Source organism: Psychrosphaera sp. B3R10, assembly GCF_018861025.1.
Taxonomy (GTDB): Bacteria; Pseudomonadota; Gammaproteobacteria; order Enterobacterales; family Alteromonadaceae; genus Psychrosphaera; species Psychrosphaera algicola.
On the sequence record NZ_JAHKQH010000024.1, the window covers coordinates 77,976 to 99,100 of the forward strand.

The window sequence follows — 21,125 nt, forward strand, 5'->3', positions numbered from 1 at the left end:
TTGTAATTAAAAACAATCGTTAATAACACATCTTTAAACACAGATTACTAACGATAGTTAAAACCAAAGGGTTTATTCGTCAGACGTATTGTCGTCAGATTTTTTCTCAGTTTTAAGTTCAGTTTTTATGTCTTGCATGATATCACGATACACTTTGCCATCGCGCTTTTTGCTTTTGTAAGCTTCAACACGTGATTTGATAAACTGTTGTGGGTAACGGTTGTTTGCTATATCAACGTCAGCCGTTTCCCAATGTGGATCAATTTGCACACTTGCCAGCTTCTTCGATTTATCCGTCACGATAAGCTTCTTAACGGCTTTTGGTGTGCGTCGCCAAATTTCGGCTGGAATATATTGTTGTTCAATTGAACCATCTTCAAACGTCAACTCAAGCAAGATAGGCATAACTAAGCCACCGAGGTTAGAGAAGTCGATAACATAATAGTTTTTATCTTCTGCTACAGCGCGTTCAAAAGTCGCTTTTTCCCAAGGTTTAAGTTCCTTCAACCATTTTTGATATTTGTTGCGTTCTTTATTTGTCACGGTAAATCGGTCGTTTTCGTCGTAAAAATCGGTCACGTCTTTGTTGGCGTCAACCCAAGTCGTTTTACCTTCTTGTTGATTACGTACTTCAAACAATGGTGTTGGCTTGTCATTTTCTATGTCGCGTAAACGAGCGTAATCAATATCTGGATTTTGAGTGTCTAAACGTAATTGGTATACGCTCTCAATTGCGATATCAACGTGGTCAGTTGTATAGAACCAACCATGCCAAAACCAATCTAAATCGACACCAGAAGCCTCTTCCATGGTTCTAAAAAAGTCAGATGGAGTCGGGCGTTTAAACTTCCAACGTTGCGCGTATTCTTTAAATGCAAAGTCAAAAAGATCACGGCCTAAGATAACTTCACGAAGAATATTAAGTGCAGCCGCCGGTTTTGAGTAAGCATTTGGACCTAGTTTTAATACACTGTCTGATTGCGTCATGATTGGCACTTGCACATTGCCTTTCATGTAATCAGTGATATAACGAGGTTCAACACCCCATGGAATTGTAGGATCCCACTCACGACAAGCGATCGCATCTAAAAAGCTATTAAGACCTTCATCCATCCAAGTCCATTGGCGTTCGTCTGAGTTAACTGTCATTGGGAAATAAATATGACCGATTTCATGGATTACGACGCCAATTAGAAAGCGTTTTTCTGCCTGTGTATAAGTACGACTGCCATCTTTTTGCAAAGTCGTCCGTGGACCATTAAATGTGATCATTGGGTATTCCATACCCCCAACCGGTCCATTTACTGATTGCGCTGTAGGGTATGGATAATCGAATGAATACTTTGAGTAGACTTCCATTGTATGAACAACGGCTTCAGTAGAATATTTCTCCCAAAGTTCGCCACCTTCTTTCGGGTAAAACGACATCGCCATGACTAATGGCTGGTCATCGCCACCTTGGTGATAACCTTTAGCATCCCACATAAATTTACGTGAAGATGCCCAGGCAAAGTCTCGTACGTTTTCTGCTTCAAAGCGCCATGTTTTAGACTTTGATGTACCTTCTTTTTCGTTTTCAAGTGCTTCTTCTGCTGTAACAATAAATACCGGACGCTCAGCATTTTTCGCTTTCTCAAAACGTTTACGTTGAGTTTTAGTTAACACGTCTTTTGGATTATCAAGTTCGCCTGTCGCTGATACAATGTGGTCAGCTGGAACTGTGATTTCAACGTTGTAGTCGCCAAATTCTAGAGTAAATTCGCCACGGCCAATAAACTCTTTGTTGTGCCAACCTTCATAGTCACTAAATGCATGTAAACGTGGAAACCACTGCGCTAGCAAAAATATGTCATTGCCGCCTTTACGAGCGTCGTCTGGGAAGTGTTCGTAACCCGCTCGAGCAGATACAGCATCTTCTTCAACAATATTAAAACCAAAGTTCATCTTGATTGTTGTTGATTTACCCGGTTTTAATGGACGCTTAAGATCAACACGTAAGTTTGTGCCGACGACCGTCATCTTAAGCGGTTTGCCATCACTATCTGAAACTGACAATACGTCGTAACCTAATTCATGGTCGGTCAAAAATTGTTGACGACGCAATTCACCTAGGCTCAATTTAGCTGGCGTGTTTGCATCGCCGGCTGAAGTCGCTGGACCTCTGCGGCCAATTCCAGCAAATGACGTCCCCGCTTCGGCAATTGAATCCGCTTTGTATTTATTCTGTTCAAGTTGCAACCACAGATAGCGAAGGGTATACGGAGAGTTGTTTTGGTACTCAATCGTTTGTTTCGCGTCTAACCTGCGTTTGTCTTCATCAAGTTTAACTTTTATGTCGTAGTTGACTTGTTGTTGCCAATATTTTTCACCGGCTTCGCCAGTGGCTGCTCGATAAACATTTGGGGTCGGTAAGATTTCGTCTAATTGACGGAATTTGTCTTCGAAATCACCTTTGGTTTGTTTAACTGCAGATGCGAATGCATCTGTGCTTGTAATAATTGCCGTTGTTAATGCAAATGATATGCAAAGGACGTGGATCAATTTACTGCTACTACTAGTCATGTTACCTCTAGGTGGTTCAGTTTGGTTTCAGGGGCTTGATTTTGTACAAAATTTTAACAAACTGGAATGAGGATTAAAGGACTCTTAACGTGTTGGTTAGGTTGTTCATCGTGAATATGAACAGAAGGGAAAGTAAGGCTAGCTAGGTTGTATGTATTTTATACAGCTTTAACTCGCCTTGACTCTAGAGTTCAAAACTAGCGCATTTTCATATTTTGTAGCGCATAAATTTTACTCTCGTATTTTTCTTTATCGAGATAATCATCCGCTAATGAACGCGCGCGTTCTAAATAATAATTAGCACGTTTATGCTCACCTAATTGCCAATAATTTTGTGCCAGTCCAAATAAAAACTGATGCTCTTGATTATTTAGCTTTAACGCCTTTTTGAAATGACTGATAGAGGCACGATAATGCCCTTTGTCAAATGAGGTCTTAGCTAACATTGCGAAATAGTAAGGGTTTTTAGTTCGTACTTTTCGAATTTTGGCAAACAAGTCGTTGGCAAGTTCTTGACGACCCGTACTTTGATAAAGGTACGCTAGGCTCTCTTGCAGATTTAAATTGCTTTTATCGATACTAGATGCGTATTGCAATATGGTTTCAGTTTCAGCAATAAAGCCTTTACGTGTGTACAAACTCGCAAGATTACCCCAGGACTCTGTGATTGTGGGGGCCAAAATGGTTGCTTGTTTAAAGTAATGGTATGCTTTGTTTAATTCGTTATTAACCAAAGCGTTAGCACCTTTGTTATTGTAAAAAAGGGCGATAATGTCATTTTTATATAACCTTTTAGACGATCTTTTTGGACCATTTAACATTGGTAAGAAGTCGACGACATAAGTTGACTCATTTTTAAGTAGGATAGAATGAATGATCGGCTCTTTGATATGCAAATTTACATGGCCATTTAACATGCGGACACCATTGTTGTAAGTCCAGTTTTCCTGCACTTTGACATCCATGAACTTGGCTTCCATTCTTGCTTCTTGGGCTAAAACATAAGACAGAATTGTAAGTGACAAACAGTTGGCGGCTCCCTGTTCAAAGGCTTCTGAGGCAGTTAAGTCGGCATTGTGTACGTATCGAATATCTAGTTGATTGGGGTCAAAGAGATCTTGGATCATTTTTTTGGTTCTTGCTGGTATGTCACGAATTGGCTTGAGACGTAGGTAGACGTAACGTTCCATCTGTTCAGTAATTTTGAAAATTTCCTGCTCAGTTTCCAGTGCCGGTGCTGCTCCAAACTCATGATCTAAATAGATATTTTTAGGGGCTTTTGCTTTAAATATAGGTGTGTGTGTTGCGCATCCATACATTAAAACACACGAAAAAATGAGTATGGCGTACTTTATGTGGTTCATATATCACTCCCTAGTTTCCAAATGAGAAACAGTTAGCTACGCTGTAACAAACGTATAATTAAGTATTAGTCGGGAATGACCAAAATGGCAAAAGTTGTTGGGATAGGTGGCGTGTTTTTTAAGGCAAATGACACAGAAAATCTGAATCGTTGGTATCAGGAGGTTTTAGGTATAGAAATAGGCGAATATGGTGCGACGTTTGCGCCGGACAAAATCCCTAAAAATGCGTATACCGCGTTTTCATTATTTAAATCGACAACCGATTATTTTGATGTACCGGGTAAATCGCAACAGCAGGGTTTTTTAATTAATTTCTTAGTGGATGATTTATATGGCGTATTGGCTAATGTAAAACAAAATGGAGGCACCTTAATTGGTGAACCTGAAGAGTTCGATTACGGCAAGTTTGGCTGGTTTGCAGACCCTGAAGGCAATAAAATTGAGTTGTGGCAAGCGATGTAAAGCAAATCGAACAATTTATGCAAATCGGTTTTCGCTTTTAAATATTGATTAATGCCGCAATCAATTTGAAATTTTAATGGTCTTTTCACCTTGTTTTAGTAGAATCGCTTCCTAATTTTTTGCGCTAACACGAAGAGACTATTATCAGCATGGTTACCATTGGGATTGATTACGGCACGTCTAACTCTGAAGTTGTATTATCTGACGGCAAGCACCACCAATTTGTTGAGCTTGATTCTGACTCAAAAACCCCTTTTAAAATTCGTTCTTCAGTTTTTATTTATTATGAAGACGATTTACCAATGCCTCCGGTTGAGGTGATTGAAGAAAAAGTTCAGCACATCAAACGTGGTATTTCAGCGCAGCTTGATAAAGCCAAAGACAAATATGAAGAAGCCACAACGCCTGCGGAGCAACGTCGCTATTTAACTCAAATTGACCAACTTCGTGGTGAATTCCATAATACCCCTAAGTTACAACGTCGCGCGATTAATGAGTTATTAAAACATCAATCAGTAGATGACTTGCCACTTTATAAAATGGTTGAAACCGGTACATTTCTATTCGGTGAAGCTGGCTTTAAACAGTATTTAAAAACACCTGAAAAAGGCCGTTTGATTTACTCACCTAAAAATTTCTTAGGAGCAAGTTTACTGTCAGGTCAACGAGATGCCTTTGTTGGTCTTATTGCCAAACAACTTGGTTTTTTTAAAAGCAAGGCGGAAGCGCAACTGGGCAAGACGGTAGAGGGGGCTGTTGTTGGTCGTCCGGTAAAATACCACGGAACTCGTGGCGAAGATGGAAACCAGCAAGCCATTAGCATTATGCGAGATGCGGCTACCTTAGCCGGATTTAAAAAGATAGATTTCCTAGAAGAGCCTATTGCCGCGGCATACCGTATTGAACAGCAATTAACTGAAGAAAAAGTCGCGCTGGTGGTGGATATCGGTGGCGGTACAACGGATATTTGTTTAATTCGTTTAGGTACGCAACAGCAACATCAATATGACCGACAGCAGGATGTATTGTCAGTAACCGGCACTCGGTTAGGTGGGATGGAATGTGATAAAAACTTAATTTTAAAATCCATTGCTCCATCTATGGGGTTAGGCTCTGAAACCACAAATGGTATTCCAGTACCTCCTCTGTATTACAATGACATGGTTGCAGTAGACGACATTCCTCGTTTAAACAGCTTTTTCTCTGACGAGATGGGATTAGAAATCGCGCAAACGATGTCGGTAGCCAAAGAACCTGAGAAATTAGAGAAGTTGTTAACGGTGCAAGAAGAAAAGTTGTCGGCTCGTTTAGTTAACTCTTCGCGATTAGCAAAAGAGATGTTGTCGGCAAAACCACACATTGTCTTGCCGCTTAAATATATCGATCCTCAATACCAGGTTGAATTAACTGAAGCAGATTTAAAACGTTCGATGATTGGTTGGATGGCGCGTGTAAAGTCATTGATCACAGAATGTTTGAAGAAAAGTCCTGAACAGCCAGAAATACTGTTTATTACAGGGGGCATGAGTTTGTCGCCGGTAGTACAAGCTGAAATCAAAGCGATGTTTCCAAACTTGCCTGTTGTTGAAGCCGATGCGTTTAAATCGATTTCTGAAGGCTTAAGCATTCAAGCAACACGACTTTAACTTAATGTTTTTGGGCTGGCTAAGTATGTATTAGCCAGCTTTTATGTGTAATAACGTCTATGTTAGGAGCTGCGAGCTTCACTCTTTTTTTTCAATTTAAAGCGGCGCGACTTCACTGGCAATCAGTTGTAAGGTTCGATTTCCTCTAAACTCATTGATATCCAATTGATACACCACACGGACTTGTCGAATCGAGTTGTTAGGCCAAACGCCTAAGTCACAATTAAAATGAATGGCATCGATGACGATACCGGTCTCATTGGTTAAAACGAGTTTTAGATGTTTTGCACCAACAATTCGATGACTAATTACGTCAAATTTATCGTCAAATGTCGGCTCGGCAAACCCCTGACCCCAAGGTCCTGCTAGGTTAAGCTGTTGACTAAACTCTGTGGTAAAACAATCACTTGGCAATTCGCCATCAGTTAATGTCACCTGAGTCAACACTTCTTCAGATAGATGTTGGGTTAAAATTCGATTAAATTCAATTTTGAACGCTTCAAGGTTTTTAAGGGGTAAACTTAGACCAGCGGCCATAGCATGACCCCCAAACTTACCAATTAACCCCGGATTTTGAGTATTGACTTGGTCTAACACATCACGAATATGTATGCCTTGAATCGACCGCGCAGAACCCTTAATTTGTTGGTTTTCACCTTCACCATCACCTAATGCAAAAGCCACGGTAGGGCGGTAATACTTGTCTTTTACGCGCCCCGCGACAATACCTATCACACCTTGATGCCAATCTGGTGCAAAGACACAAATACCATTAGGCAAGTCACCGTCTTTAAGTTGCAGGGTATTCACAGCCGCTTCTGCCTCAATACGCATGCCTTGCTCAATTTCTTTACGTTCAGTATTCAAGCCGTTTAAGTCCTCGGCGATTTTTAATGCCTGGCCGTAGTTTTCGGTTAACAAACAGCGTATGCCATAAGCCATATCGTCAAGGCGCCCCGCGGCATTAAGCCTTGGCCCAATAACAAAACCAAAATCTGTGGACTTAACTTGCGTCAGCTCTTTATTTGCAATTTGCAACAGGGCTTTAATACCAGGGCGACATACCCCTTTTTTAATTCGAGCGAGTCCTTGATGAACCAAAATACGATTGTTGCTATCAAGAGGTACTACGTCGGCAACCGTACCTAACGCTACTAGGTCAATAAACTCTGCCATATTAGGCTCAGAGATATTCTGAGATGCAAACCAATCCTGTTGGCGTAAATGATGGCGAAGACCTAATAGTAAATAAAACGCGACGCCAACCCCGGCCAAATTTTTACTGGCAAACTCACAATCTGGTTGATTGGGATTAACAATAGCATCGGCATTAGGAAGCTGTTTACCCGGTAAGTGGTGGTCGGTAACCACCACTTTAACTCCAGCGGCCTTGGCGATTTCGATACCTTCTAAACACGAAATACCATTGTCCACCGTGATGATTACATCGGTACCATCATTGACCACTTCTGTTGCCAATTGCGGACTTAAACCATAGCCGTAATCAAATCGATTAGGGACATTATACTTAACGTTTTGAAACCCAAGCTTGGCAAGACCAAGCATCATCAACGCTGTACTTGTCGCACCATCTGCGTCGAAGTCACCAACAATAGTAATTCGTTGTTGCTTTTTTAGTACATCAAACAATAGTTGGCAGGCGACATCTATGCCTTTCATTGACGAAACGGGTAGCAGTTGACCGGCACTGCGTTTGATATCGGCAATATCAGTAATACCGCGGCCGCGGTAAATGCGTTGAATGACTGGGTGTAATTGTTCGAGACCGACAGACGGAGCGTCAATGTCACGACGTTTGATATTTAACATGGGATCCTAAGTCACGCCGTTTATTGGCGTGACTGGTAAAAAATTGTGTAACTTTAGTAATTAGTTGAGTTCTAAAATCTGTGCTAATTCGCTAGGCGGCTTGTAACCTGGGATCATAGTACCATCTTCAAACATAATGGCTGGAGTGCCTGTTACACCGGCTGCTTGACCTAAATTATAGTGACCAGCGATAGGAGCGCTACATAACGCTTTAGCCACTTTTGAACCTGCCTTTGCGTCAGTCATGGCTTGCTTTTGGTCTTTAGAACACCAAACCGCACTGATATCTTCAAACGAACGGCTGTTCAGTCCGCCTCGAGGAAACGCTAAATAATTAACGGTAATACCTAAATCATTATAATCGTCGATTTGGGCGTGTAACTTACGACAGTAACCACAGGTTGTATCGGTAAATACTGTGATTTGGGCTTTTTCGTTTTTCGCTGGAAATACGATCATCGAATCTTTAAATTCTTTCATGCCATCAATACGCAATGAACTTAGCGCGGTTTCTGTCAGGTTCGTCATGTTGTCGTCGGTATCAAATAATCGTCCTGCAATAAAAAATTGGGTATCTTCAGACATATAGAATACACCGCGGTTGGTATAAATTTGTTTTAAACCTTTTACGGGAGCATCTTCAATTTTTGAAGCAACTAAACCTAATTTCAACATTTTTGCCTGAATTTTGGCATCGACATTAGATGGTGCTGCTTGAACTGTATTGGCAATTAACAAGCTAATAGTAATAACACTGGTGACGATTAGAGACTTTAACAACTTCATTTTAATTCCTGTTATTCCGGTAATACCTATATGACCGGATAATCCGAAAATAGTTTCCGAATAATTATCCGCGAGGGTGATGGTCACGATGTAAGGATTTTAACCTTTCTTTTGCAACATGAGTATATATTTGTGTGGTTGATAAATCACTATGGCCTAGCAACATTTGCACAACTCTAAGGTCAGCGCCATGATTTAACAGGTGAGTTGCGAATGCATGACGTAAAGTATGGGGGGATAGATGACCACGGATCCCAGCTCGGATGGCATATTCTTTAATTCGGTGCCAAAAGGTTTGTCGGGTCATTTGTTGCCCGCGCCGGGAGGGGAAAACTACGTCAGAGGGGGTTGTTAGCAACTCTGGCCGGCCTTCTTTTAAATAGACAGCAAGCCATTCAGCGGCAATTTCTCCCATAGGCACTAAACGTTCTTTTTGACCTTTACCAATTACTCGAACCACATTTTGCATCAAGCTAATATTACCTAATTTTAATGACACTAATTCGGTAACGCGCAGGCCCGTCGCATAAAGTAATTCAAGCATGACCTTGTCTCTGAGTTCAATAGCGATGTCGTGTTGTTGGCAGTTAAGAAGGGACTCGACGTCTTGTTCGGACAAAACACTTGGTAAGGTTTGACCCAACTTTGGCGCTTGCGTCATCGCCGTTGGGTTAGTTGCGCGGGTTTTGGTGGCAACTAAAAATAGAAAAAATCGCTTAATTGCGCTTAGCGATCTGGCAGTAGAACGTGGTTTTAAGCCAAGGTCGGTTCGGTGTGCTAAATAAGACTCAATAGTAAATTCATCGCATTGCAATAAATCGGTATTTTGTGCCTCGATAAATTGATGAAATTTGAGCAGATCGGTTTTGTAAGCCGACAACGTATTGTCACTAAGGCCTTTTTCTAACCAAAGATGTTGCAAAAACAGATCGATTTCGTCTGGTAGCTGTTGGTTTTTATGATCCACAATAATGATTCGACTTCTTTGTTTAAAGGCATTTTGCTAGACTTGCCGGCAATTTCATAGCCTTTTTAAAGAGAAACGTAATGAAGATTGGCTTGTTCTATGGCTCAACAACTTGTTATACCGAAATGGCCGCAGAAAAAATACAACTAAAACTTAACGAATTGTTTGGTTTCGAGTTAGTTGATTTGTACAACATCAAAGACAACGGGTTTGATCACATCACAGAATATGACTTACTTATATTAGGCATATCGACGTGGGATTTTGGTGAGTTACAGGAAGATTGGGAAGCTAAGTGGCAAGATATTGAGACACTTGAGCTTAATAATAAAACGGTTGCACTGTTTGGCCTTGGCGACCAAGATGGTTATGCTGAGTGGTTCCAAGATGCACTCGGTATGTTACACGATGTTGTGGTAGCCCAGGGCGCATCTCCCATTGGATATTGGCCAAACTCTGATGAGTATGACTTTATTGCGTCAAAAGCATTAACTGAAGACCAAAGTCATTTTGTTGGTTTAGCTCTTGATGATGAAGGGCAATACGATAAGTCTGAATTACGAATTAGCCAGTGGTGTGAACAACTGCTGACAGAACTCGCCTAATAGGAATAAAGGGATATGATAAATTTAGTTAACGTTAAAAATCTTACCAAGGTCGCAATGATGTGTGCGACTGTTGGCCTTGTGGGCTGCAATGCCGTTGGTTTAGGCGGTACAGCAAGCGAAGTTAAGTCTGCAGTCGCGCAGTTACCTGACAGCACTGAACAACTTGATAAGGCATTTGCACAATACAGTGAAGCTTTTATAGAGCGTTTCTGGCAATTAAATCCAACCTACGCAGTTTATGTCGGTTATTACAAATACGATGACAGCTTGCCGGTGCCAAACAAACTGAAAATGGCCAAAGAGCTGAACGTGTACCGAGCTGAATTAAAAGCGCTTGAGCAATTTAATGTGGACAAATTGTCGCCACGTTACGCCAGTGATTATTACATTCTTAAAAACCAATTAGAGTCTTATATTTGGTGGTATGAGTCGTTAAAGGCTGATACTTGGGACCCATCTAATTATAACGTGGCCGGTGGTTTTGGCGTGATCTTAAATACCGATTACAAACCGTTGAATGATCGACTCAAAACCATTATCAAGCGCATGGAAAATATTCCTGCCTATTATGAAGCGGCGATTAATAACTTAACCTCACCAACAGTTACCCATACGGAGCTTGCTATTCAGCAAAATAAAGGGGCGTTGGGCTTATTTGAAGGCGCGATTAAAGACCAAGTTCATGGGTCGGAACTCAGTGCCCAGGACAAAGCTGATTTTGACTTAGCATTGCAAAAAACAACGACGGCGATTAATGGTTATATTCAGCATCTAGAGCAGTTGTTGCCGAAATTAAAAGCGGACCCAAAAACGCGTGACTTTCGTATTGGCAAAAAACTCTATGACAAAAAGTTTGAGTTAGATATCTTCTCAGGTTACACAGCCAAACAATTGTTTGATAAAGCGGTGTCTGAGAAATCTCGAGTTCACAAAGAAATGGCTAAAATTGCCGATACGCTTTGGCCCAAATATTTCCCTAATAAAACAGCACCTTCTGACTCACTAATTAAGATCAAAACCTTAATTGATCATGTCTCAGTCAAACATGTTAAACGTGATGAATTTGTATCAAGTATTCGTGAGCAAATCCCAGAGCTAGAAGCTTTTGTGATGGAACATAACCTAATTACGATGGACAAAGACAAACCGCTTGTCGTACGTGAAACACCTAAGTATCAGCGTGGTTTTGCCGGAGCATCTATTAATGCACCTGGGCCATATGACGCTGAAGCAAATACGTATTACAACGTAACACCACTGGATAACATGGACGATGAAGGCGCGGAAAGCTACTTACGTGAATACAATCACTGGTTGTTGCAAGTCTTAAATATTCACGAAGCTGTCCCAGGTCATTACACTCAGTTAGTTCATAGCAACAAGTCGAAAAGCCTAGTTAAAGCTATTTTTGGTAACGGCGCTATGGTTGAAGGTTGGGCAGTCTATACTGAACGCATGATGTTAGAAGAAGGGTACGGCGACTTTGAACCAGAACTTTGGTTGATGTACTACAAATGGAACTTACGCGTGATCATGAACTCAATTCTTGATTACAGCATTCAGGTGCTAGGCATAGACGAAAAGCAAGCCATGGACATGATGGTAAATCAAGCGTTCCAAGAACAGGCTGAAGCGCAGGGAAAATGGCGCAGAGCGACCTTGTCTCAGGTGCAGTTAACAAGTTATTTCACCGGGTATTCGGAAATTTACCAATTGCGCGAAGAATTGAAAGAAGCGACGGGCGACAAATTTAGCCTTGTTGATTTCCACAATCAATTTTTAAGTTATGGTAGCGCACCGGTGCCAATTATTCGTAAATTGATGTTTGACGACTACGTAGCGTCGCATAAATAGCTTAAATGGGTAAATGTCAGGAGAGTGAATTGCTCTTCTGACAAACTCCCATTTAAATCAAACAAGTATGCAAAATAAATTGTTTTAAAATTAAGAGAGAGATAAATGGCACGTGCATCGGCTTATCATATTTTGGTGAAAACCAAAGAAGAAGCGATAAAAATTAAACAGCAATTAAACAACGGCGCTCATTTTCAAGAAATGGCAAAGAAGCATTCTATTTGTCCGTCGCGCAAAAAAGGCGGTGACCTTGGCGAATTTGGTCAAGGCGATATGGTTAAAGCGTTTGACGATGTTGTTTTTAAAAAGTCTTTGTTAGAAGTGCACGGACCGGTAAAAACAAAGTTTGGCTTCCATCTGATCAAAACGGTTTATCGTAGTAAATAATTCGATAAGGGGTCACTTACCCAAGGCATCATGCTGATATCACTAAGTAAATTTAGAGTGGCATTAGACGTTAGAGCAACCTGAGCGAATTTGCATCAAGGTTAAAATTTGACATTCTGAGATGAACCGTTAGTCTCAATTACAGCAACCATATTGGAAGGAGTCTGCTGTAATGGCGCTGTTTATGACGACCAAATTAAAATTTATTATGCCGTTAAGCATAATATTATTACTTATCAGTTGCGGCGATAACTCAAGTAAATCTAACACCGAACCTGTTGTAAAGATCATCCCTGAGCCTGAATCTCCTATCAATGCGGCAAATGCGTCTCGCCTGCTTAACCAGCTCACATTTGGTGCCACACTCGAAGATATAAACTACTTAGTTGAGATTAATCGTAAAGCTTGGTTAGAAGAACAATTTGACGTTACGCCATCTTTGCATGTTCCTTTAATAGAGCCGTTTTCTGACCGCGAAGATTTTTGGCGAAAGTACCGGATGGCAGCTTGGTTTGAACGAGCCATCTATGCCCCTGATCAGTTACGACAGCGTATGGCATTTGTTCTTAGCGAGATTTTTGTTATCTCAGAGTTTAACGATGTTTTAGGCAACGACCCCAAAGCGGTCGCTAATTATTATGACCTGCTCGTCACCCATGCTTTTGGTAATTACCGAGACCTATTAGAAGCCGTTACTTTGTCTCCTGCAATGGGCATTTATCTCAGCATGTTAGGTAATGAAAAACCAGATACTTCCCGCAATATTCGTCCTGATGAAAACTATGCCAGAGAAGTAATGCAATTATTTACGATTGGTTTGGTTGAGCTGGAAAATGACGGTAGCATCAAACTTGACGAAAATGGGGCTCCGATATCGACCTACGATCAGGCCACAATAAAAGGTTTTGCCCATGTATTTACTGGCTGGCATTACAATGGTACTACGGAAGATACTTGGTTTCGCTGGTGGGATAATCAAGATCTTTACGGCACTATGGTGCCGGTTCAGGCCTTTCATGACACTGCTGAAAAAGCGTTATTTAGCGGTGTTTTGTTACCCGCTAATCAAACCGCAGAACAAGATTTAAAAACTGCGCTAGATGCGCTGTTTAATCACCCTAATGTTGCGCCGTTTATTGCTAAACAACTGATCCAAAAATTTATTACCAGCAATCCAACACCTGCGTATGTTGAGCGAATTGCGAATGTTTTTATCGACAATGGCGCTGGCGAACGAGGTGACTTAAAAGCAGTTGTGAAAGCCCTTATTTTAGATGAGGAAGCGATCAACGGGCATATTAGTGCACCAGATACCTTCGGTAAAATGCGTGAACCTATTTTAAAGGCTACCCATTTATGGCGAGCGTTTAATCTAACAACCGACAATGAAATTATCGATATGGGATGGCCTGACTATTATTTTAATCAAGCGCCATTAGCATCGGCGTCAGTTTTTAATTTTTACCGTCCAGATTACAGCCCACCGTCCTTAAAAAACGCTACAGGTTTAGTAGCCCCAGAGCTACAAATAGCAACTGAAACGGCAGTAACTCATACGTCGAACTTTGTCGCATGGCTTGGTATGTGGCACGCATTCAGTGGGGATTTTAGTGAAATAGAAGAAGATAAACGGCAACAGCTTTGGATTGATCTTACCGAATATGTCCCATTAGCTGAAAGTGATCCAAGGCAAATCATTGAGCAACTAAACCTAATTTTAACCGGCGACATATTAACGACCGACGCCATTGATCTACTGGTGGATTATTATGGTGAACTTGAATGGGCTCCAACCCATGAAAGGATCTCTAATATTATCTTTCTAATCATGTCTTCACCTCAATATTCGGTCATACGATAGGAGTTTCCATGGATCGTCGAGCATTACTAAAATCATTGCTGGCCGCGGGTGTGGGGGCAACAACGTTTGGCGCAACCGCAGGGCAAATGAAGTTGCTCAATACGTTTGCTCAACAGCAACGTTTTGATGACTACAAAGCGTTAATCTGTGTGTTTTTATATGGTGGCAACGACTCTTACAATATGTTGGTGCCAACCGAGTCATCAGATTATGGTCGGTATTCGGTTGTAAGACAAAACCTTGCTGTACCTCAAGAATCACTTATTTCATTGAATACAACTTCGTCACTGCCCTATAGCTTGGGTGTTCCGGACTATATGACACCCATTGCTGATTTATTTCATAACCAGCAGCTCGCTTGGATCAACAATGTTGGGCCACTTGAAGCGCGCGTGAATAAGTCTGAAATTAAAGCTAAAACCGCATCTTTGCCACCGCAATTATTTTCCCATAACGACCAACAAAAGTTATGGGAGCGGGCCGACAACAACTTAACCGGTTTATCAGGTTGGGCGGGACGTATCGCTGACTTATTATCGGATGTCAATCCAGCAAGTCCAATCCCATTGAACATTTCCCTTGCGGGCAATAACGTATTGCAAACTGGAGAAACTAAACCTTCTTATGGCATTACCGCTGATGGCGCAGATATGTTTGGAGGTTTAGACCCAAGACATAATTGGAACGATAAACGCATAGCGGTATTCGACCAACTCATCGCCATGGACAAGCATAAAATAGGCGGAGCCTATCGTGATATTGTCAATCGCGCACGTAGTAACGCATTGGTGATAAACCAAGGATTAGAGTCGATACCAAGATTAACGTCGACATTTAACGACAATCGATTTGAAGACGAACTGCACATGGTCACTAAGATGATCAGTGCCCGTGAAACTTTGTCGATGCAACGTCAGGTCTTTTTTGTAGGACTAGGAGGTTGGGATACCCACGACCGACAAAACGACGCTCACCCTGAACTTTTAGCACAATTATCTAACGGTTTAAATTCACTAAACAAAGCGCTTGTTGAATTGGGGGTTAACGATAACGTAACGACATTTACCATGTCTGAATTTGGACGGACCTTAACCAGCAATGGCGACGGAACTGACCACGGTTGGGGCGGGCATCAAATGGTTATGGGCGGAGCGGTCAATGGCGGCCAACTTTATGGCCAAATGCCATCACTGGAGTTAAACAGCGAGGACGATTACGGCGATGGTCGAATTATTCCCACCACCGCAAGTGAGCAGTATTCTGCAACATTAGCTAAATGGTTTGGATTATCAGATGCCGAAATTGCCATGGTATTCCCACATCTGAGCCGGTTTGACTTGGCCGATCTCGGATTTATGGGGTGAGGATTCTACCCGACGCCGTTTTATGTCTAAACGGTGGTTATTGCGCTTTTTCAAAATCGAGAACATAAAAAAACACCAATCAAACTGATTGGTGTTTTCTCAAAAACTTGTAGTAATTATTAAGCTTGTTTTTTAGATCGAAGCGATACTAAACCAATCAACCCCATTGCGAATATAGCCAGTGAAGTCGGCTCTGGAACTGCGTTTATTTCAGCAGTAATGTTGTAACTATAATTACGACCTAAGCCATTATGATAAGTGCTTGAACCGAATGTTGGTGCATTTCCAACACCTTGACTTAAATTACCAGAATGATTATTACTACCACCGCCAGTTAAAAATACCGGGTCACCGCCGATATAAGGGATTACGCTACCAGCGCTAACGCCGTTAACGTCGGCATCTAGAAAACCAGAAGTGATAGTTTCACCTGCCGCTAAGCTAAATTGGCTCAAAGTAGTGGAGAAATCTAAACTTAGGTTACCTGTACTAAAATAATCAACACCTGAATATCGTGTATCACCAATAGCCATAATCGTAAAATCATTGGACGCTGCATTATTAATTTTTACAACAAAAGGTGTTACCTGGCCACGGTTATTTCCAACAGTGAAATTAAAATTATTTAAAGTGACAAGTTCGTCAGCGCCTGAAGTATTTGTATAGGCATCATACTCATTGATAATCATTATGGACTGCCAAGAATCGACAACGCCGCCAGAAAGTGTATCACCTAGAGTGATAATTCCAGCATGACTAACACCAACAAAACAATTCGCAGAGAGGATTAGTCCGATTAAACTGGTTTTTAAAAATCTAAATTTCATTAGTAATTCCTATATAACCCAAATCTAAATCGATGGGTAATTCTAAAAAGTTAATATGTTTAAATCACGATTTATGCCAGTATGTAAAGTGTAATTATTTCAATTGGTTATGTTTTTTTTCGGATTGGAAAATAGATTTTTGTATAATAACCTGACACATTTTTGATTATTATATAATCGTTATTTTTTCTAGCCTTTTTGGGCTGCATCAACGCCAGAAACTAAAATCTGGCCAACCGCTAGTGGGGGTTTTTAAATATCGCAATTTATTGTGCAGGTCTTGTGTGCGATTGGTGTGAAGTAGATTAATTTGGTACTAATAGACAAAGTGCGGTGGTTACGCGTTTGAAGCGGCTCACTTATCCACATTTAAGTGATTACGATATAGCTAACATCAGATGGAGATTGGTATGAAATTTTTAGTTTTCTTGGGGACGGTTCGTGATAGTACTCCTCCAAAGCCTGCTCGTTTAGGGGTAAGAGTTACTGAGGCGATAATAGCGTGTCTTAAAAGCCGATATGAAGAACATGAAATTGAATTGGTCGATGCTTTGGATTACCCACTCGACACCGTTTTTAAGCCTCACTTTGCTTATCCTAAAAGTAAGGCGCCTACCGAACTCAATGACTTAGCGGCTAAAATAGAAGGTGCTGATGGGTATATTATGGTTAGCCCTGAATATAATCATTCAATGAGTCCTGCGCTTGCTAACCTTTTGAATCATTTTGGCAGCTCTTTGTTCTCCTATAAGCCGAGCGCAATTGTGACTTATTCTGCAGGGCAGTGGGGTGGCATGCGGGCTGCAATCGGAATGCGAGCTTACTTGTCTGAACTAGGCTGTTTACCAGTGTCAGCAATGATCCATGTACCAAAGGCTCAGAAGGTTTTTGATGATAATGGAATAGTGCACGATGGCGAAGATCAAAACTCCTGGTTTAATTATTTTGAACGAACACTCAACCAACTGGTTTGGTGGTCACAAGCCGCCCAAATTCAACGAGCAGAATTAGATCCCCATAAGTTTGTTCGTGATTTCAAATCGAGCCCTTCAGAGCGAAATGCGCCTTAATAACTTTTGACATGGTCAATTTTCTACAGGGTTTGAGTCAGTTAATTTGTCGCGGACTCAGCACTCGATAGGGGAGCCCAAAAATCACTTGGGCCGATTAATATTAGCAACTAAGGCAATGTTGTTTTGTTCTGCATGTTAAGTATTGGAAGCGTAAGTTTGGTAAAGTAAATCGTCGCTTGCTTAGCATACCGAGAGGGTAGGAAATACGCCCTCATACGCTGCGTTTGAACCTCGTAATTACGAGCCTCATCCGGTATTATCTAAACCAATAGAATCTGCTTGAACTATGAGAACAAAGGTATGAAGTACTGTGCAATATTGTCGATGGACAGTTTGGAAGATTTTGAAGCGTATGATCATCTAATCGAACCCCATTTGTTAGCTCGTGGGTGGCAAACAAGTACAGTATCGTGGCGTAAAAAAAACGTCGACTGGTCACAATATGATGTTGTATTAATTCGTACGCCTTGGGATTATCAAGAAGATGCAGACGCGTTTTTGGCGGTATTAACTGACATCGAACAATCAACCGCACGACTTGAAAACAGCTTTGAGATGGTTAAGTGGAATATCGACAAGATTTATCTGCAACAACTGGAACAGCAAGGTGTACCTCTAGTTCCAACCATTTGGCAGTCCCGGTTAGGCAATAATGCTATCAACCAAGCGCAATTAGACAGTTGGTTTAGTGAGTCAGGTTCTGAGCAAATGGTATTAAAACCACGAATAAGTGCAAATTCCGACAATACCTTTTGGCTTAAAAAGAGTGAAAGTTGTTACGACATTGAACAGCTAAATAGTGCATTCAGTGAACGTGATTTTATGATACAGCCTTTTGTTCCTGCCGTAATAGAAGAAGGTGAGTATTCACTATTTTATTTTAATGGTGAATACAGCCACGCGATTTTGAAAACGCCAAAAGATGAGGACTTTCGAGTACAGGAAGAACATGGCGGACGTTTAAAATTGATCACGCCAGAGGCTAAGTTAATCGCAAGTGCTGACCACTGCATGTTTGCCATAAAACAAACGCACGAAATGCCACTGTATGCGCGCCTTGATTTGATCAGGTTTAAAAATGATTTTGTCTTGATGGAAGCTGAGATGATTGAACCATCCCTATATTTTAATATGGACCCAGCTTCAGCGGAACGATTCGCTGAAGCATTTGTAACTCGGATGACGGCTCTTTTGAGCTAAATTGAATTAAGTTAAAAGGCGGCTATGCCTAAGTACAATTGGTAACTAAATACCAAATAAGTCTGGATGTGCAATTAGGTTTTAACTCAAAACTTTATGATTGGTTATTCTTTAGGGCGATTGCTTTTTTTGCCCCATTTACGCCTAACGAGCTGAATTTTGGATGGATCTTTTTTCCAGCTTTGGTATTGATTATGAACCCCTTTGGTTAAGCGTTGTGAGTAGCTTTCTAACAAGTCCACACCAACTAATATGGCAACCACTACAAACGACATTAAAATCGCGGCACCAAACGTACCTTTGGCTACTATTACGCCAATAGCGGCTAATACCCAAATGGTCGCGGCAGAGGTTACGCCAACTACAGCCCCATCTTTTGCCAACATGACACCGGCACCTAAAAAGCCAACGCCGGTAATAACTTGGCCAATAATACGAGAAGGATCAGACATCTCGACCGAAACGCTGTCTGCGGCGGCAACAAATATATAGGTACCTACGACGATGAGAGATGAGGTTCTTATGCCCACAGGTTTACCACGGTATTGGCGTTCAAAGCCAATCACAGTGCCACAAAGGACAGCCGTTAATACGGCAAGCCAGCTGTACGGTGATATATCGAAGATCTGTTCAGTTATCAAAATAAGCTTTTTAAAATTAGTGGGTAACGGAATAGGAAACTTTTTTCCCAAATAAATTATGCGACGGTATTTAACTACGAAAGATAAAACTCATTTACGCTTTACGTTGCAATTGTAAATAAGGCGGTTGAATGAGAAACACTCGACACCGCCTGTATACTAATATTGTCTAATTAACGACTTACTCGATCAATTATAGTTATCGTAATCATCATCAAACAGGTCACGTCGTTTTTTTGCTTCAATCTTTTTACGAGCGGCACTGTTGTGTAAACTGCGATAACGCTTTGACTGGTGATGCAATGACGAGTCAAACTCATCATTAAAATCTTCATTTTTCGACGACCAGGATATGTCACTATTGGTTTCGTTGGCTTGTCTAAAATTTCTACTCATTAAAGTTCTCTTAAAATAAACGTAAGTCATTTACGTACTGTAAATAATGAAGACTGTTTGTTAAAAACAAAAGCAATATATATTTATTCGTACGATTAAAATTGTTTGTCGATAGGTTATTTGGGTATAGCCCAAAGTTTATATTCGGTCAAAAAATCGTCACTTTTATTTAATGTTCGACAATAAAAATTGATGCTTATAACAAAAAAAAACAGTTGGATTATTGACCCCACATATGGAATTTTATACGCCTATTATTACTTGCAAATGACTAAGTTTGCATCGAAAAACAATTTTAATTTAAGAGTAAAAGTTAAAGATGACTACCGACAAATTAATGTCTACAACTGAGTTTTGCCACGACCGAGTTTCGGTATTTAATGTTGGAGACGAATTTTGTTCTGAAACCGAAATACAAGCGGTTAGCACCGAGCAACCACAAACACGTTTTCGTGACGCGGTGCGTGTTGTTGCTGATCAGGGCGAGTATTGGTTATTTGATTATGGCGTTGTTGTATTTTGGGGCATGGATGAAGAAGAGATTAAGCGTCTAGTCGCTAAATTTGTAAAACAGTCGGAATCTAACTTAGAAAAAATCGAAGAACACTATCTGTTTGGTTTCGCCAATGAAATAAAAATAAGCAAAGATTTTATTACCTTGCCTGACAATAATCCGTTATCACGTTTGGCGGTTTCACATGCGTTGGCGCAGTCGATTAAGTTGGTAGAATTTGAGCAAAATGCGCAAAATACCATAGTGAATCATTCACATTTACCCGAAACGTTAGCTAAGTCGGGTAAAATCGCTTTGTCTCGTAAACACATCGCCAAAATTCGAGGCATGTTGTTCCGCACAAAAAGCGACATTATTTTGCACTATGGGTTGCTCGATACCCCAGAGTTCTTTTGGGAATACCCAGAGTATGAGCATATATATAATGCGCTCGCTAAATACATGGATATTCATCCGCGAGTTGAATTGTTATCTAAAAAGCTCGAAACCATTCATGAATTGTTTGAAATGTTGGCCGATGAGCAAAAACATCAACATTCGTCGTTTTTGGAGTGGATTATTATCATATTAATCGCTATTGAGATTGTGATCTATTTTGTTGAATTAGCAGCGTAATTTGCCCCTAATGCGACTTTGATTTTTTGGAATAGTACCAGAAAACAAAGTCGTTTTTTTGTTTCTAGGCCTTGTTTAACCTTAACGGCATTGAGCCTATTCGCTATTGAAATGTCCTATAAAAACTAGCAACTTCCACCCCTGACTAAAAGTTTTCGCTGTCTAAAT

Annotated in this window: 18 protein-coding genes; 10 read left to right on the forward strand and 8 right to left on the reverse strand. The window is 40.8% G+C overall.

The genetic code is table 11. The features are described 5' to 3' along the window. Positions 1–72: 72 nt before the first annotated feature. Positions 73–2,562 (reverse strand): M1 family metallopeptidase, encoded by a 2,490-nt coding sequence (locus KO525_RS09170; protein ID WP_215963508.1) that lies wholly within the window; start codon positions 2,560–2,562, stop codon positions 73–75. Between the two features lie 197 nt (positions 2,563–2,759). Next, positions 2,760–3,926: a lipopolysaccharide assembly protein LapB gene (locus KO525_RS09175; protein WP_215963509.1), complete on the reverse strand. Its 1,167-nt coding sequence runs from the start codon at positions 3,924–3,926 to the stop codon at positions 2,760–2,762. An 84-nt stretch (positions 3,927–4,010) separates the two neighbouring features. Between KO525_RS09175 and KO525_RS09180 the strand changes: the two genes are divergently transcribed. Continuing rightward, on the forward strand, positions 4,011–4,388 hold the full coding sequence (locus KO525_RS09180; protein WP_215963510.1) for a VOC family protein: 378 nt from the start codon (positions 4,011–4,013) through the stop codon (positions 4,386–4,388). A 149-nt stretch (positions 4,389–4,537) separates the two neighbouring features. Next, positions 4,538–6,034: an Hsp70 family protein gene (locus KO525_RS09185; protein ID WP_215963511.1), complete on the forward strand. Its 1,497-nt coding sequence runs from the start codon at positions 4,538–4,540 to the stop codon at positions 6,032–6,034. Positions 6,035–6,130: 96 nt separating this feature from the next. Here the strand turns inward: KO525_RS09185 and recJ are convergent, their stop codons facing one another. From recJ to xerD, 3 genes are all read right to left on the reverse strand, one after another. Next, positions 6,131–7,864: a single-stranded-DNA-specific exonuclease RecJ gene (gene recJ, locus KO525_RS09190; RefSeq protein WP_215963512.1), complete on the reverse strand. Its 1,734-nt coding sequence runs from the start codon at positions 7,862–7,864 to the stop codon at positions 6,131–6,133. Between the two features lie 60 nt (positions 7,865–7,924). Beyond that, positions 7,925–8,650 carry a bifunctional protein-disulfide isomerase/oxidoreductase DsbC gene (dsbC, locus tag KO525_RS09195; protein WP_215963513.1) on the reverse strand — a complete coding sequence of 242 codons (726 nt, stop codon included), beginning with the start codon at positions 8,648–8,650 and terminating at the stop codon, positions 7,925–7,927. Between the two features lie 64 nt (positions 8,651–8,714). After that, positions 8,715–9,617 (reverse strand): site-specific tyrosine recombinase XerD, encoded by a 903-nt coding sequence (xerD, locus tag KO525_RS09200; RefSeq protein WP_368668248.1) that lies wholly within the window; start codon positions 9,615–9,617, stop codon positions 8,715–8,717. Between the two features lie 80 nt (positions 9,618–9,697). Here xerD and fldB point away from each other — a divergent pair, with 80 nt between their 5' ends. The 5 genes from fldB (at position 9,698) to KO525_RS09225 (ending at position 15,691) form a co-directional block, all read left to right on the forward strand. Continuing rightward, positions 9,698–10,222 carry a flavodoxin FldB gene (fldB, locus tag KO525_RS09205; RefSeq protein WP_215963514.1) on the forward strand — a complete coding sequence of 175 codons (525 nt, stop codon included), beginning with the start codon at positions 9,698–9,700 and terminating at the stop codon, positions 10,220–10,222. 15 nt (positions 10,223–10,237) lie between these two features. Continuing rightward, on the forward strand, positions 10,238–12,079 hold the full coding sequence (locus KO525_RS09210; RefSeq protein WP_252736622.1) for a DUF885 domain-containing protein: 1,842 nt from the start codon (positions 10,238–10,240) through the stop codon (positions 12,077–12,079). A gap of 105 nt (positions 12,080–12,184) precedes the next feature. Then, positions 12,185–12,466, forward strand: coding sequence for a peptidylprolyl isomerase (locus tag KO525_RS09215; RefSeq protein WP_215963515.1), 282 nt, complete (start codon positions 12,185–12,187; stop codon positions 12,464–12,466). 184 nt (positions 12,467–12,650) lie between these two features. After that, entirely contained in the window at positions 12,651–14,327 is a 1,677-nt protein-coding gene (locus tag KO525_RS09220) for a DUF1800 family protein (protein ID WP_215963516.1), read from the forward strand. A gap of 8 nt (positions 14,328–14,335) precedes the next feature. Further along, a complete protein-coding gene (locus KO525_RS09225; protein ID WP_215963517.1) occupies positions 14,336–15,691 on the forward strand; it encodes a DUF1501 domain-containing protein in 1,356 nt (451 codons plus the stop codon). Positions 15,692–15,810: 119 nt separating this feature from the next. Here the strand turns inward: KO525_RS09225 and KO525_RS09230 are convergent, their stop codons facing one another. Continuing rightward, entirely contained in the window at positions 15,811–16,518 is a 708-nt protein-coding gene (locus KO525_RS09230) for a PEP-CTERM sorting domain-containing protein (RefSeq protein ID WP_215963518.1), read from the reverse strand. A 410-nt stretch (positions 16,519–16,928) separates the two neighbouring features. On the opposite strand from KO525_RS09230, the gene KO525_RS09235 reads away from it, so the two are divergent. Continuing rightward, positions 16,929–17,588 carry an NADPH-dependent FMN reductase gene (locus KO525_RS09235; RefSeq protein ID WP_215963519.1) on the forward strand — a complete coding sequence of 220 codons (660 nt, stop codon included), beginning with the start codon at positions 16,929–16,931 and terminating at the stop codon, positions 17,586–17,588. A 303-nt stretch (positions 17,589–17,891) separates the two neighbouring features. After that, positions 17,892–18,791, forward strand: coding sequence for a RimK family alpha-L-glutamate ligase (locus tag KO525_RS09240; protein WP_215963520.1), 900 nt, complete (start codon positions 17,892–17,894; stop codon positions 18,789–18,791). Between the two features lie 104 nt (positions 18,792–18,895). Here the strand turns inward: KO525_RS09240 and KO525_RS09245 are convergent, their stop codons facing one another. Together KO525_RS09245 and KO525_RS09250 are read right to left on the reverse strand one after the other, a co-directional pair. After that, positions 18,896–19,435, reverse strand: a complete 540-nt coding sequence (locus KO525_RS09245; RefSeq protein WP_215963596.1) for an MgtC/SapB family protein — start codon at positions 19,433–19,435, stop codon at positions 18,896–18,898. A 186-nt stretch (positions 19,436–19,621) separates the two neighbouring features. After that, positions 19,622–19,828: a hypothetical protein gene (locus KO525_RS09250; protein ID WP_215963521.1), complete on the reverse strand. Its 207-nt coding sequence runs from the start codon at positions 19,826–19,828 to the stop codon at positions 19,622–19,624. 319 nt (positions 19,829–20,147) lie between these two features. Between KO525_RS09250 and KO525_RS09255 the strand changes: the two genes are divergently transcribed. Next, a complete protein-coding gene (locus KO525_RS09255) occupies positions 20,148–20,957 on the forward strand; it encodes an RMD1 family protein (protein ID WP_252736620.1) in 810 nt (269 codons plus the stop codon). The last annotated feature ends 168 nt before the right edge of the window (positions 20,958–21,125 follow it).

Excerpts from the sequence above, each read along its gene's own strand:
- KO525_RS09240 (WP_215963520.1), top strand. The coding sequence starts at position 17,892 with ATGAAGTACTGTGCAATATTGTCGATGGACAGTTTGGAAGATTTTGAA.
- KO525_RS09180 (WP_215963510.1), top strand. The coding sequence starts at position 4,011 with ATGGCAAAAGTTGTTGGGATAGGTGGCGTGTTTTTTAAGGCAAATGAC.
- KO525_RS09250 (WP_215963521.1), bottom strand. The coding sequence starts at position 19,828 with ATGAGTAGAAATTTTAGACAAGCCAACGAAACCAATAGTGACATATCC.
- KO525_RS09210 (WP_252736622.1), top strand. The coding sequence starts at position 10,238 with ATGATAAATTTAGTTAACGTTAAAAATCTTACCAAGGTCGCAATGATG.
- KO525_RS09255 (WP_252736620.1), top strand. The coding sequence starts at position 20,148 with ATGACTACCGACAAATTAATGTCTACAACTGAGTTTTGCCACGACCGA.
- KO525_RS09225 (WP_215963517.1), top strand. The coding sequence starts at position 14,336 with ATGGATCGTCGAGCATTACTAAAATCATTGCTGGCCGCGGGTGTGGGG.
- KO525_RS09215 (WP_215963515.1), top strand. The coding sequence starts at position 12,185 with ATGGCACGTGCATCGGCTTATCATATTTTGGTGAAAACCAAAGAAGAA.
- KO525_RS09230 (WP_215963518.1), bottom strand. The coding sequence starts at position 16,518 with ATGAAATTTAGATTTTTAAAAACCAGTTTAATCGGACTAATCCTCTCT.
- KO525_RS09220 (WP_215963516.1), top strand. The coding sequence starts at position 12,651 with ATGACGACCAAATTAAAATTTATTATGCCGTTAAGCATAATATTATTA.
- fldB (WP_215963514.1), top strand. The coding sequence starts at position 9,698 with ATGAAGATTGGCTTGTTCTATGGCTCAACAACTTGTTATACCGAAATG.
- KO525_RS09185 (WP_215963511.1), top strand. The coding sequence starts at position 4,538 with ATGGTTACCATTGGGATTGATTACGGCACGTCTAACTCTGAAGTTGTA.
- recJ (WP_215963512.1), bottom strand. The coding sequence starts at position 7,864 with ATGTTAAATATCAAACGTCGTGACATTGACGCTCCGTCTGTCGGTCTC.
- KO525_RS09175 (WP_215963509.1), bottom strand. The coding sequence starts at position 3,926 with ATGAACCACATAAAGTACGCCATACTCATTTTTTCGTGTGTTTTAATG.
- KO525_RS09235 (WP_215963519.1), top strand. The coding sequence starts at position 16,929 with ATGAAATTTTTAGTTTTCTTGGGGACGGTTCGTGATAGTACTCCTCCA.
- KO525_RS09170 (WP_215963508.1), bottom strand. The coding sequence starts at position 2,562 with ATGACTAGTAGTAGCAGTAAATTGATCCACGTCCTTTGCATATCATTT.
- dsbC (WP_215963513.1), bottom strand. The coding sequence starts at position 8,650 with ATGAAGTTGTTAAAGTCTCTAATCGTCACCAGTGTTATTACTATTAGC.